We start from the raw sequence: 12,687 nt of genomic DNA, 5'->3' as shown, positions 1-12,687 counted from the left end.
CGGGCGGCCCCGGAAGATGTTATCCAGAGCCCGGCCTTTCCCAGATAATAGCAATCTGATGATCTTGCAAAACAGCCACAAAATAGTCGCTAGTGAATTGGCTGCCCTGATCCGTATTGAAAATCTCTGGCTTACCCCACTGCTGTAAGCTTTGCTGTAAAGTAGCCACACACCAGTCCGCTTCCAACGTATTGCTCAACTGCCAGTGCAGGACATAACGGCTGTGCAAATCTAAAACCGCAATCACATAGAAAAAGCCTTTGGGCATGGGAATATAGGTGATGTCAGTGGCCCAGACCTGATGAATACGGTCGATTACTAACCCTCTCAACAGATAAAAGAATCGTTGTCGGGGCGTGCCTGGTTTGGACAGGTTTGGTTTAGGAAACTGAGTCTCCAACCCCATCAAGGCTCTTAATCGGCGAACTCGCTTGATATTAATTATCCAGCCGTCCTCTTTGAGGAGTACTATTAGACGCCGATGACCCAGGTCAGGATGCTCCACATACCACTCGTCAAGTCAGCGCATTATCAGTAGAGTTTGCTCACTGGTCGCTACGGGTTCATAAGACAGACCGGCTCGGCTGACACCTAACAGCCAACATTGACGGCGAAGACTCAACTCAGGATGGGATTGCTCGATCATGGCGCGTCGTTGGTTCAGAGGTTGATTCCCAGTTTTTTTTGAGCCAACTCAACTCCATTTGGAGTCGTCCGATCTGCTCATAAAGTGGCCCCTTTTCATCAGTGACGGGTTTTTCTGCCCCATTTTGTTGATCAAATACGTGTGGGGCAGCGGCCATAGAGATCTGTTTTCAGGTCTGTACCAACTGTGGATGCAGGTCGTAGTCGCTGGCTATCTGATTGAGGGTCTTCTCCTGACGGAGGACTTCTAAAACTACTTTCACCTTGAACTCCGCGGTGAACTGACGACGGCTTTTTGCTTTCATGGTTGACTAAGTTAGCCACCATTCCGACAAGCTTAAGGGGTGGTACAAAAAAGCGGGACCACTATACTAATAATACTACTAAGCTAATGAGCTATGATAAATGCGGAACATTAATAAGACACCTAAAAATTTGTGTATATGTACTAATAGCACTGTCATTATAATTTAATCTTGAGCGGAATTACATTTATATCTAAACTTTTTATAGCTTCTGCAGAGGTATCAATATCAACAACAGAATCATAAGCTTCTTCAGAAACAGTTAAGATAGTTTCACTCAAAATAGCTTGATTTCCTTTTAAAACTGAGCTTGAGAGTATTATTAGTTCAATACACTCTTCTTTCATTGTATTTATTAAATCCTTACCAGAAATTTTAGGCGAATTAAAGTTTACTCTTTTCATTACCTTTTCAAGAATTAATTAGTTTAAGTCTTATTCATTTATAACACTATATACAAAAAACAATATAATTTACGTTTTTCTTAGGCTTCCTTGATCCTAATTGTTTGCAAATGGCAAGCATTGTACTGATTAATAATACCTGACCCCTTCTTTCTCAATTATGCCTACGGGACCAATCTCATTTCTGACTTGATATAAACGTGTGCTCAGATTAATATTAATTCAGCAAACGTTTGAAATTGGCAAAAATTAATTTGGAAGCTACCTCTTCATTTTCCAAATCGCTTCTGACCGAAACTAATGTAGATATTAAAGATGACATACTAAGAGGGCTGCAAGGACTGCGTGATGCTTCAACAAATGGTCCGTCGCTTTCGGTTAACAGTCGATCTGAAGGGATCGCTTGAATCAACTTTTTTCCTGTCGACGAGTTGACCATTGCAGGATTTATCGAAAAGTAATAACCAGCATCAATCCCTCGTTCCAGCACAGCTAGACTACCTGAAAACCAATGTAATATTATTTTCCCGGGAAATTGTTTGCCAACTACTTCAACCACTTCTTTATCAGCACGTCTTGAATGAATGGTTAGTATTTTGTTCCCCGCATCCGCACAAGCATCGATAATTGCAATAAAAAGTTTTTTCTGTATCTCAAAATCCGTACTCGTTCGGTCATCTAATCCAATTTCCCCAATGTATCGAGTCTTTGGTAATAACTGCATAAATAAGGCCAACTCATTGTGTCTTTCTGAAGCTAATTGAGGATGTAGTCCTAAAGCGGCCCGGATGTATTTACTAGCTGAAGCAATCTTCTCGGTGTAATAAAAGACTGAGGGCGTATTCGTTACAGCAATTGTGTAAATTCCACTCTGCTCAATCAGCGTTGATATACCCGCTTGGGGCCATAGGTCTAAATGAAAATGCGTATCAAGAAGGTGGTTCATTACGGGGCAAAATTTGTTCAACTTCCTGCATGCCCTGTCGGTACATACGTGTCAAATTTATCAACTCTTGCTGAGAAAAGTGAGAGAGGGGTCCTGAGTTCATGATGTGTATGAGTGTGTGTTTAGGATCCATAACCCGATATCTTTCCAGCGCTAGTCGAAAAGCTCTTGGATCGCGCCCAGAATCTTTATAAGCAGGTATCGGATCGGTTTGCACATCTATAACGTATTTGGTATCACGAAGACCGTTGGCTTCGAGCGAAGCCCGTCGAATGAGGCAAGGTGTGCAATAACCACAGTGCGTTCCCGGTGGCATTTTTTTGAAACGGGCTTGATCGGGGTGAGCACAAGACAACGTCGATTTAAAGTGAACTTTCAGCAGGGAAGGATTCCCGCAACCACTAACCATTTCTCCTTTTGTTTTGAACTGATAAGGATTATCAAGTAGAATAGGTATGCCAAGCTTGCTTAAGATTTGCTGGAATGAATGGAGAAAATAAGGATGCGTGGTACGCGTGCTGTGGCTGCCATGCCGGGTAAAGGTCAGAGGAACATTCAACGAGATAAAACCATTTTCGGGTATGATCAACGGGATGTTGTTGCAGCAATTGGCAACTGCAAGACCTAAACCAATAAATAGGATTGATCTAGCCCGAGATGAAACCTCTTTCTGAGCACCCTTAAACGCTTGGTTAGGCTGTACATAAAACGGGAAATTAATTACTTCTTGATCATGATAGGTTTTTTTCAGAAGTGAAAAGAGTTCCTCCTGAGTTTGGCCTTCTCCCCCCCCCTTTTTATGATGCCCTACCAAAGCTAACTGTTCCCCCTGTTGTAATAAATCAATAGCTCCAATAAATGAGTCTAAACCACCTGAAAAAAGGCATACTTTCGTAAGGTCTTCTGGAAAAACGTACTTTTTACTTATAAGCTTGGCAGTATCTGCTGTTCCCTGACGGAAAACAAACTCCCATTTATCTCCGCTTAAAAATGAAAGCATCTTTTGTAGATCTTCCTGAATGGCTATCCATTTGGATAGGGTTTTAACAGGGACATAGCACCTAAAATGACGGCTCCAATTTAGGTAACCATTCATTTCCCTAGAGACGGCCTGATCGGCGGCGTAGGCCATCAAGGTCATATTCAGCAGGTCCTGTACTTCCTCTGTCAATTTGGTCTGATCAATTAGTTGATAAACTTTATGCTGGAGGAGAGTGGATTCACGATCCTGTTCTGTCAAATCGACGACTAACAACTCAGCATCGCCCGCCGTATCAGGTGTAAACGTATCAACTGCGCTTGTCTGAAGAAGAATTGGCTTTACATTCATTGCTCAATCAACGTATAAGTTTCTTGGAAAATTGAATTAATCTGCTGAGTGACACTCGGATCTTGAAAGCTAAACGTTGCGACATTGACGTTTTTAAAAGCTACACGGACGGATTCTCCGACAAACTCTTTTATGGTCATTTCTGCGTCTACTAGTTCTGCTTCGCTTACTTCTTTTCGCTCTAGAGCAATCCCTACTTCATTCAGCCATTTCTGATAGATGTACTGCTGGGTTGCCAGTAACAAGGCTTCCTTTACTTCGTCAGGGCCCAACGCGTCAATTGGTTGAAGCTTACCGTTCTCATCCGTCAGTTTATCATATAGATAACATAAGGAATCAAGAATGGCCTTTCGGGTTATTCCTTCGTCAATTGGCCCGCCAGCCGGAGCTAACTGGTCGGCTAGTTTAGCGAAGACTTCTTCGGCGGGCTTACCAAGGCAATCCTGAATTCCAGCGTTACGCAGTGCTTCATCAAAACCACGATTAACTACATCGCCCAAAAAGCCCCCCAATCCGGCTACCGCGCTAATACCTCGTCCAGCCGAACGAGTTGTTGCTTGCGGACCACCCCTAGCTCTTACGTAACTGCGACCCGCATTCTTTAGCGACTTCGCATTACTAGGAGCGCTGCCGAAGCGAGACATTGCGATTTTGGCGTCACTCCACCTACGGGGTTTGGGAGTATGTTTCTCAGGGGTATCTTTATCATCACCTGGGACAGATGGCTGGCTTGGCTCACCCTGAGGGGGGGGGGCGCTAGGCTGATTAGGGGCGCCCGGCCCAGTGGGGGCTGGATTATCAGTAGCAGGACCATCTCCATCCTGCGGAAAACTAGGTGCAGGGGCTGATTCATAATCGGGATTATTATCCGCCCAGGATGGGAGCAGCGAACTATTGTTTTTTGGTCCTTTAAACGAACTTGAAGTTCCCATAGGTTAATGCTACTTTGACTTTAGTGGTTTTGGGAGTTTTTCAATAAGCGGTTCGATTGATTTCGCATATACGGTTTCCCTAGCCAATTCCTGCAGAGCTGGTCTCATGGCTATGTTCAATTTACCCTCTGGAAGACTATTCAGTAGCTGAACTAGCTGAGATACAAGGTCTTTTCTAGCCGAACAAAATTCAACCAGTTTTTTCAGTATTGAATCACCATAATTGGCCTTCTCATCTCGTCGAACGTCATTCGCTAATGCCTCAAAGACAGCTGCGGCATCGGCCTGGCTTAAACTAGTGGCCCGTTCAAGAGCTCTTTTACGCTTTAGGTCACTCGGAGATTTAACACTTTGGTAGAATTCCTGGGCCTCGGGAGACATTCTTTGCGAGGCTGCTCCAACAACCGAAAGTTTATCTTGAGAATAATAAAAATAGCTGGCTAGGTCAAGCTCGCCTAGTTTAGGATCGATCTCAAGCCAGTTTTGAAACCACTTATCCTGGATTAACGACTCTAAGTCCGCGGGGATCTCTTTATTAGTTTCGAAAGCAACTAGTTCGGCTATACAACCTTCGTTTTCGGCTTGTGACGTATTAAATCGCTTAAATGTTTCAGGCTGAAAATATTCAAGCAGCATTAGTTTGGCCAGCAACTTACTTTCCAGGATAATTCCTCGGCTGTTTGCCATGTTAGTTCGCATCATTAAGGTATTCAAAAAACGCTTTGCTTGCCGAGGGTTACCGTTTAAACCAGCGGTCAAAATAGTGGCAATACGAAAGGATACGTCCAATGACTCGGACAACTTCGAATCAATTGTTGTCTGGTTTAGTAGTTGCTGAACCGTGGCTGCATTTAGACCTTTCGTTTTAAGATCACGGTCGTTAGTTAGTACTTTTTGCCGTAATGTCTCTACCTCATTCGGTTTCAAGTATAGTCGAACAAATAAGAGGTTAATATAATTTGTCAACTCGATGGCGTTCATCGAAGCAATGCGCACAGGGAACTGAATTAACTTCTCTAAGTAATCACGACCAACATCTAGCTTATCGCCTGTTATCTCGGGAAATCGCCGACGTACTGAATATTTAATTAAACGCTCGTCTGCTCCAATGATAAAAACACTATTATCAACGAATAGGAAAAGCTTTATGGCCTCTAATGTTCCGATGACTGTGTCAGGATTGCATCGATCTAGGTCATCGATTAATACAATGATTTTTTTGAGTTTCGTTGTGCTTAGTAATTCAGCAAAATCCTTCCCAAAATCTTGTATACTCGATCGACTGGTCTCTTCCTTCTCCTCACCACTCTTGAAAAACCCTTCATAGTCTTCGTCTTTCAAGCTCTTGAAGATTTCGGTTGCCGTGATCCCAAGTAAGCCCGCAGGCCCCAAGGCCGCGCCAATACCAAACTTGACAATTGAGCTACCCACTTTCAGCAGGTCAATTTTCTTGAAAAGCCGAATAGCTACCTTTTTGGCCTTTTCGTCCAAAGTGCAGTGGCGGCTAATCTCTTCTACGATACGACCCATCAGGACGGTTTTGGCGTCTTCATAACCTTCGAATAACCAACCATTGAAGCGAATAGTCAGTATGCCTTCCTTTTCTTTACCACTGTAGCGTGACTCAATCATTTTCATCAGACTAGACTTGCCACTGCCCCAATCACCAAAAATACCGATGCTACAGGGTAATAACTCATTGGTGTCTACAATCTGGCATATAGCATCTTCATAATGCTTAAAATTGATATAGTCTGTACTAGTTTCGTTATCACTCCACATAGGGTTATTAGGTTGCGGTACAAATGAAAAAGGCCAAAGTCAATTAGAATCAAACCCGACATAGACGATTAACTGATTTAATAAATTAGCATAGCAAAACCAGCCAATTAAATTAAATACGGTGTTAACACTTTAGAAGTTCTAAGCACATGTTTTTACCATATTACCTTGAAAATACTTAATTAATCCCTTATTCTATTGCAGACAAGTTTCGTTCTATGAGCCAGAAGTATTTTTTTTATTATAACTTAAAATGCTAGCATCGTAGCACACATACACATACCTTCTGCCAGCTGTTTTAACTTTAAATATAGAAGTTGTTTATACCTTTTAAGAATAGGGTACTGCTAGTACAGTAGGACGTTTGTAAACCGCAAAGAGACCATGTGTTTCTGTTCTATCATAATGCTGCTTTGTACTATAATCGTACGACTATACTTTTATTTTAAATCCATTCATTTAAAGGAAGAAGATAAAGTTAAATTAGCTACATAAAGTCTCATAAATTAATATTGTATATATATTGATAGTTATTCAAAATCATTCCCAAAATCCCTTAATTATATTCACTATTAATGTTAAATCATTATACATGTTTAAATATTTTAACTGTTATTCTTGCCTCAATCTTCAACAATATAAAATTGCTATATAACTGTTTTATAATATAAAGTGACAATAAACGTATCTTTAACTTCCTATACGTTCAGACCAGTATACAAATATGACTTCTATATATTATTAACAAATCTGTATTTAGTAAACGGCTTCTAACTATCTCTTCTCGAATAAGTAATTATGTCAACTTTTAATTAGTTGACATGGTAACAGTTACTATATATTACCATTTAACACTTAGAATATGAATAAGAAAGTTCATATATTGTGTCAATTGACCCATTCTTTATGACTAATAACTACGGTTTTATCCGCACTGAGTATAGCTTTACGTCCGGCTCTGGAGAGTTAGAGAGTGGTCGTTATATCAACGAGTATAAGGTCCGTATCTATTTTGATGAAGTTCGCGAGTTATCGGACACACAACGGGAAGAGTCGGTCGAGATTGGTCGTGCTTCTGTTAGCTTATTCTTAGTCGAGCTAGGCCTTAATAATGATCAATCGATGTTTGACATTTTCGATCATTGTATCGAGTACGTTAATCTGTACGAAGAAGTTTACGACGAGCACGGCGAATTTCAAAAACCGTTGATTGATACGTTTGAACCACTCAATGATAACCTGCTTTATATTCGTCGTTTGGAGCTGTTGCCGGAGTGGCGGGGAAGAGGCATTGGGCAAAAAGTATTAAAAGACATTATCTGGCGATTTGATAGCTGTTGTGGTATGGTTGTATTAAAAGCGTTTCCGCTTCAGTTTGAAGCTGGCATTTTAACGAACACAAGCCTCTGGACTCAACAACTTATGCTCAGCTCGTTTACTCAAAATACTTCGATGGCTCAACGCAAGCTATTTGCCTTTTACAAGTCAATTGGTTTTAAGCGTGTTCCGAAATCAGATTTACATTACTTATCCATGTTTCATACAAATCCCAAACTTGATGCGATAGCACTCAATGAGGAGGATGTCCTTTAACAAACTATTCTTTAGACAAATGACTTTTTTAAACGTTGTCTAGTCGCCTGATACTCATCGGTTTAAACAAATTCCCTCTGCGTGTTCGAAAGCCCATTTTATTCAGCCGCTCGGCAATGGCTTCGTACGTAAAGCCATCCTTTCGGTATAGCCGTACCAATTCAGCCGCCTGCACGTTAGCGGGATGATTACGGGCGTTCTGCTGTTGCACATGGCGCCCTTGGGCAGCGATGAATGGTGTCAAATTGGGTGTGCCTAATTGAAACCCTTGCGCCTTCTTAGCCCTTAAGGCGGCCCGGGTCCGCTCCCCAATCAACTCCCGTTCGTGCTGAGCTAGCACGGCCATGATGCCGACGGTCAGTGTATTGGCGTCCGGAATGTCACAGGCTACAAAATCGACCTCTGAATTACGGAGAGAGAAGATAAAGGACACATTGCGACTTAACCGATCCAGCTTGGCGATTAATAGTCGTGCTCCCTGCTGTTTGGCCAGGGCAATGGCTGCGGTCAGTTGAGGACGGTCCGCGCGCTTGCCAGATTCGACCTCGACAAACTCTTCCAGCACCTCATCCCCGGGTTTGATAAAGCGGTTGACGATCTCACGCTGGGCCGAGAGTCCCAAGCCACTCTTGCCTTGGCCAGCGGTGGAGACCCGAAAGTAGGGAACGTACTTCATCAAGTTTGTACCTTATATATAGTAGTAAAATGGGGCGACCATCGCGCGGGAATAAAAACTAGTTGCCTATCCCCCTTTTCAACTAGGGTTGTAGTTGTTATTTTGGTGTTCCACGGGCGAAGATAGGGTAAAGTTGGGTTTTATAACATTGTAAGAACGACCGTTGTTAGAACGTTATAAAACCATAATCGTAAGCCTTCTATACTGAACTGAGATTAGTTATCGTATTTTACCCCTCTATCTTATCGTACCTATCTACTACTGATACCACTCCATGGCCATGGCTCAAGACATATGGCAAGCTTTCCTGCTGGCTCACCCCGAGCTTATCCCGGGTCAAACATCCTTCGAAGAGATCAACCTGAAGATGGATGCTTTTAGACAAACCTTCAACCAGCGCCCACTGGCGGACTTTGACAATCTATCCCCGCACCAGATGCACACCCTGCTGCATGACCCCTGGAGTGAGCAGTCCCTAGTAAGGCTTCAGGACGAGTTGTCGGATGAGATGTTCGACCAGATTCCCTTTCTGGTCCTGACCGAGATGCTTCTGGAAGAGTTACGGACCAAGTCCTCTATCAAACTAACCCCCAAGGGGAATCTGCCCCTAGCTTTGTGTCAACTGCTGTATGAGCGAAAGTTGCTGGCGCAGGATGACATCGAGCGAGGAATCACCAAGAAGATTTCTGAAGATAACGTGTCCTTTTTGCAGGCCCTCAAAGTTTGTCTGACGCTGAGTCCCTACGTCAGGAAACGGCACAATACACTGGAGCTAACCAAGGCTGGTCAAAAGGCTATGCAGCAGGATCGAGTCCTGCGCTTGAGCCAACTGCTGCGGGATTACACGATGCGTTTCAACTGGGCCTATCTGGATGATACCCAAACCCAGGTGGGTCAGTTTGGCTGGGCCTACTCGCTGTACTTGGTCCATCGCCATGGGCAGCAATGGCAGAACACTGATTTTTACGCAGCCAAATTACTGACGGCGTTTCCTCACCTGGGGGAGCCAATAGAATCAGGTCGGTTACCCGGTCGATCGTTAGAGTTTGAGCGGGTGTACCGGTGGCGGTTTATTGAGCAGTTTGGGCTGTGGTTTGGTTTACTGACTCTGCAGAAAGAGCATGGGCGTGTGTATTATCCCGATCCGCTGTTAGTACAGAAAACACCGCTACTCGATCACCTTTTCCAGTTTACCGCGTAGTGGATATAGCTAGCTGGCCGAAGTGCATCGTAAACTCGTCTACATCCCAGTTTTTGATACCTTGATTGATGAGATGGCAATTTGAGACTTTTGCTTAGCGAGAAATCATAGCTCGACTAAATCTATCAACCATAGTCAGTATATAGGCGTTAGAGCGAATGAAAAAGTACACTACACATTGCTTGTAAAGATACCGTACGTACGGTATCTTTACAGGATGAACAGTGATAATAATTATAAACGCAAAAAAGCACCGCTCGAGAACAGGCAACGCATCCTGGAAGCCGCCCTGGAGATTGCCAGTCAGAATGGCTTCGATAAGATGAGCCTAGAGGCCGTGGCCCAAAAAGCCAAGCTAACTAAGGGAGGACTCGTGCATCATTTCCCCAAAAAAGAAGCGTTGGTTGACTCCTTGTTTCAGGACCGCTTGCAACAGTTCAACCAGGCTTTCCAACAACAACTCGCCATCAGCCGCCCCCCCGTACTGGCCTTCCTACGAGCGGTCATCAACGAGAAGCCCGACCCACGACAAAAGCAATCATTGCGGGTGATGATGCAAGCCGCCCTCAACCAGGACCGTTACCGACAGATGTTCAGCCAGTGGTACCAGGAAAACGTGTTGACCGATCCCGATGACTACTCGCCCGCTGAGTTAACCCTGTTTCTAGTGGCGGATTCCATCCTAACCGCTCATGTGCTTGGCTTCTACTCGCTGACCAACGAGCAAAAACAGCGACTCTTATTATTCTTGGAAACACTAGATCTAGCGGGCTAGCCGCCTACCGCCCTCAAGCGACAGGGTCACCCGACCCCACCATAAATCTCATCTAGCCTCCCACAAGGGGTAGCCTGTAAGCTTTTCTTGGCAATCAGTTCATTGGCCAAGCTCAATTGAAACAACCAGTCGATTAGGCAAAAACCATCTTAAACTAGCTTATGACCCACGTATCATCTTCCGTAAGACCGCCCCTGGTGACCGGCGGTAAGACCTATGCCGACGTCACCGAAGACATTAGCCGACAGGTTGAGGGCCGGCCCACCCGGGAGTGGAAAATTGCCTTTACAGTGGCCCTGATCGTCCTCCTCTACGGGGGTGCCTGCGTCTTCTGGACCTGGTGGGAAGGCCTGGGGGTCTGGGGCCTTAACAAAACCGTGGGTTGGGCCTGGGACATTACCAACTTTGTCTGGTGGGTGGGCATCGGCCACGCCGGTACGCTGATTTCTGCTATTCTGCTTTTGTTTCGCCAAAAATGGCGTACGGCCGTTAACCGGGCCGCCGAAGCAATGACGATTTTCGCCGTCATCTGTGCCGCGTTGTTTATCCTGATGCACATGGGCCGGCCCTGGCTAGCCTACTGGGCACTGCCCCTGCCCAACACCCTGGGCTCGTTGTGGGTTAACTTCAAGTCAGCCTTAGTTTGGGACGTCTTCGCCATCAGCACCTACTTTACCGTCTCGCTGGTATTCTGGTACATGGGCCTTTTACCCGATCTGGCCACCATTCGGGACCGCGCCCGCAGTAAAGTCTCTCGCTACATCTATGGAGCCTTTTCTTTAGGCTGGAATGGATCAGCCAAGACATGGGCCCGCTACGAGTATATGAGTTTGATTCTGGCGGGTCTTTCCACCCCGCTGGTTCTGTCAGTGCATACGATTGTGAGTATGGATTTCGCTACTTCAGTAATTCCGGGCTGGCATACGACGATCTTCCCGCCTTATTTCGTGGCGGGGGCGATTTTCTCGGGCTTTGCGATGGTGCAAAACCTAGTGTTGATCATCCGAGTCGTCTTCAAGTTGGAAGACTATATTACCCTGGAACACATTGAGTCAATGAACAAAGTGATTACCCTAACCGGGTCAATTGTTGGCGTTGCTTACCTAACCGAGTTCTTCATTGCCTGGTATTCGGGGGTCGAGTTTGAACGCTATGTGTTTATCAACCGGGCTACGGGTCCCTACTGGTGGGCATACTGGGCGATGATGACCTGTAACGTGATCACCCCCCAACTATTTTGGTCCCGCCGTATTCGTCGGAGTGTAGTCTGGACGTTTGTCTTATCGGTGGTTGTCAATATCGGGATGTGGTTCGAGCGGTTCGTCATCATGGTCACCTCCCTTCACCGGGATTATTTACCCTCCAGTTGGGTTATGTTTCACCCCACTTTGTTTGATATTAGCGACTTTATCTTCTCGTTTGGTTTGTTCTTCACGCTCTTTTTGTTGTTCTCCAAGTTCTTGCCAGTAGTGAACATGGCCGAGGTGAAGACCATCATCAAATCGTCCTCAGCCCAGCTACCTGGCTCAGTGGCTGGGGTTGCTAAGGGGGAGCGAGTCCGGAGTTCCCCCTTCAACAAGCAAGTGGACTAGTGGCGCTACTCCTGGCGGTAAGGGTCGTCAAGTCAGCGAAGTCAGTACATGATTCATATGGCAGCAACCAAGTAATGAGGGCCCGAGAGGGCTCTTGCTTTTTGGAAGCCTATTAAGTCTTACTTATTGGCTGTGCTAGCCAAATCGGAAATTTACACACTTACACTCTATAGTCTCCTGAAACGCTCACCCATGAAACAGAGGAACTTCTGTGTTATCTACTTCTTAAATTGAGCATTTAAAGAGAATAGCTGATTGGTGATGCTACTCGCTTCTTAAGGACTTTACTGGATTCATTAAAGCCGCTTTGATACTCTGGTAACTCACCGTTACCAACGTAAGCAGTAACGCCCCCACCCCCGACCCCACAAAAATCCACCCCGAGATCGGCGTACGGTAGCTATAGCTTTGCAGCCAATCATGTAGAAAATACCAGGCAATGGGTGACGCTAAAAAGCAACCCAATACAACCAGTCCCACAAAGTCCTTAGCCAGTAGAGTCCATA

General features: G+C 44.8%; 13 protein-coding genes. 4 read left to right on the top strand and 9 right to left on the bottom strand.

What is annotated here, in order from left to right:
* Positions 1-19: 19 nt before the first annotated feature.
* From ACYVAD_RS09255 to ACYVAD_RS09225, 7 genes are all read right to left on the bottom strand, one after another.
* Positions 20-505, bottom strand: coding sequence for a transposase (locus ACYVAD_RS09255; protein ID WP_461139219.1), 486 nt, complete (start codon positions 503-505; stop codon positions 20-22).
* A 310-nt stretch (positions 506-815) separates the two neighbouring features.
* Positions 816-950, bottom strand: a complete 135-nt coding sequence (locus ACYVAD_RS09250) for a transposase (protein ID WP_461139218.1) — start codon at positions 948-950, stop codon at positions 816-818.
* 158 nt (positions 951-1,108) lie between these two features.
* Positions 1,109-1,354 carry a hypothetical protein gene (locus ACYVAD_RS09245; RefSeq protein WP_461139217.1) on the bottom strand — a complete coding sequence of 82 codons (246 nt, stop codon included), beginning with the start codon at positions 1,352-1,354 and terminating at the stop codon, positions 1,109-1,111.
* Positions 1,355-1,571: 217 nt separating this feature from the next.
* Entirely contained in the window at positions 1,572-2,300 is a 729-nt protein-coding gene (gene qatD, locus ACYVAD_RS09240; RefSeq protein ID WP_461139216.1) for a Qat anti-phage system TatD family nuclease QatD, read from the bottom strand.
* Positions 2,284-3,630: a Qat anti-phage system QueC-like protein QatC gene (gene qatC / locus ACYVAD_RS09235; RefSeq protein WP_461139215.1), complete on the bottom strand. Its 1,347-nt coding sequence runs from the start codon at positions 3,628-3,630 to the stop codon at positions 2,284-2,286. Before qatC ends, qatD begins: the two co-directional genes overlap by 17 nt.
* Complete coding sequence (gene qatB, locus ACYVAD_RS09230; protein WP_461139214.1) at positions 3,627-4,562, bottom strand: Qat anti-phage system associated protein QatB; 936 nt, start codon at positions 4,560-4,562, stop codon at positions 3,627-3,629. Before qatB ends, qatC begins: the two co-directional genes overlap by 4 nt.
* Before the next feature lie 9 nt (positions 4,563-4,571).
* Complete coding sequence (locus ACYVAD_RS09225) at positions 4,572-6,344, bottom strand: KAP family P-loop NTPase fold protein (RefSeq protein ID WP_461139213.1); 1,773 nt, start codon at positions 6,342-6,344, stop codon at positions 4,572-4,574.
* Between the two features lie 906 nt (positions 6,345-7,250).
* On the opposite strand from ACYVAD_RS09225, the gene ACYVAD_RS09220 reads away from it, so the two are divergent.
* Positions 7,251-7,937 carry a GNAT family N-acetyltransferase gene (locus ACYVAD_RS09220; RefSeq protein ID WP_461139212.1) on the top strand — a complete coding sequence of 229 codons (687 nt, stop codon included), beginning with the start codon at positions 7,251-7,253 and terminating at the stop codon, positions 7,935-7,937.
* 28 nt (positions 7,938-7,965) lie between these two features.
* Here ACYVAD_RS09220 and ACYVAD_RS09215 read toward each other — a convergent pair whose 3' ends face one another.
* Positions 7,966-8,613 (bottom strand): recombinase family protein, encoded by a 648-nt coding sequence (locus ACYVAD_RS09215; protein ID WP_461139211.1) that lies wholly within the window; start codon positions 8,611-8,613, stop codon positions 7,966-7,968.
* Positions 8,614-8,893: 280 nt separating this feature from the next.
* Here ACYVAD_RS09215 and ACYVAD_RS09210 point away from each other — a divergent pair, with 280 nt between their 5' ends.
* From ACYVAD_RS09210 to nrfD, 3 genes are all read left to right on the top strand, one after another.
* On the top strand, positions 8,894-9,814 hold the full coding sequence (locus ACYVAD_RS09210; RefSeq protein WP_461139210.1) for a hypothetical protein: 921 nt from the start codon (positions 8,894-8,896) through the stop codon (positions 9,812-9,814).
* 217 nt (positions 9,815-10,031) lie between these two features.
* Positions 10,032-10,589 carry a TetR/AcrR family transcriptional regulator gene (locus ACYVAD_RS09205; RefSeq protein ID WP_461139209.1) on the top strand — a complete coding sequence of 186 codons (558 nt, stop codon included), beginning with the start codon at positions 10,032-10,034 and terminating at the stop codon, positions 10,587-10,589.
* Between the two features lie 161 nt (positions 10,590-10,750).
* Positions 10,751-12,181, top strand: a complete 1,431-nt coding sequence (gene nrfD / locus ACYVAD_RS09200; RefSeq protein ID WP_461139208.1) for an NrfD/PsrC family molybdoenzyme membrane anchor subunit — start codon at positions 10,751-10,753, stop codon at positions 12,179-12,181.
* A 264-nt stretch (positions 12,182-12,445) separates the two neighbouring features.
* Here nrfD and ACYVAD_RS09195 read toward each other — a convergent pair.
* Positions 12,446-12,687: ABC transporter permease (locus ACYVAD_RS09195; RefSeq protein ID WP_461139207.1), on the bottom strand; the 242-nt coding region annotated here is incomplete at its 5' end.

Source organism: Spirosoma pomorum, assembly GCF_054776615.1.
Note: the sequence above shows the minus strand (reverse complement) of the source record. Positions and strands in the feature narration are given on the sequence as shown.

What these genes read in the sequence shown, in the direction of transcription:
- ACYVAD_RS09215 (WP_461139211.1), bottom strand. Translation starts at nt 8,613, where the DNA reads ATGAAGTACGTTCCCTACTTTCGGGTCTCCACCGCTGGCCAAGGCAAG.
- nrfD (WP_461139208.1), top strand. Translation starts at nt 10,751, where the DNA reads ATGACCCACGTATCATCTTCCGTAAGACCGCCCCTGGTGACCGGCGGT.
- ACYVAD_RS09210 (WP_461139210.1), top strand. Translation starts at nt 8,894, where the DNA reads ATGGCTCAAGACATATGGCAAGCTTTCCTGCTGGCTCACCCCGAGCTT.
- qatD (WP_461139216.1), bottom strand. Translation starts at nt 2,300, where the DNA reads ATGAACCACCTTCTTGATACGCATTTTCATTTAGACCTATGGCCCCAA.
- ACYVAD_RS09225 (WP_461139213.1), bottom strand. Translation starts at nt 6,344, where the DNA reads ATGTGGAGTGATAACGAAACTAGTACAGACTATATCAATTTTAAGCAT.
- ACYVAD_RS09250 (WP_461139218.1), bottom strand. Translation starts at nt 950, where the DNA reads ATGAAAGCAAAAAGCCGTCGTCAGTTCACCGCGGAGTTCAAGGTGAAA.
- qatB (WP_461139214.1), bottom strand. Translation starts at nt 4,562, where the DNA reads ATGGGAACTTCAAGTTCGTTTAAAGGACCAAAAAACAATAGTTCGCTG.
- qatC (WP_461139215.1), bottom strand. Translation starts at nt 3,630, where the DNA reads ATGAATGTAAAGCCAATTCTTCTTCAGACAAGCGCAGTTGATACGTTT.
- ACYVAD_RS09220 (WP_461139212.1), top strand. Translation starts at nt 7,251, where the DNA reads ATGACTAATAACTACGGTTTTATCCGCACTGAGTATAGCTTTACGTCC.
- ACYVAD_RS09205 (WP_461139209.1), top strand. Translation starts at nt 10,032, where the DNA reads ATGAACAGTGATAATAATTATAAACGCAAAAAAGCACCGCTCGAGAAC.
- ACYVAD_RS09245 (WP_461139217.1), bottom strand. Translation starts at nt 1,354, where the DNA reads ATGAAAAGAGTAAACTTTAATTCGCCTAAAATTTCTGGTAAGGATTTA.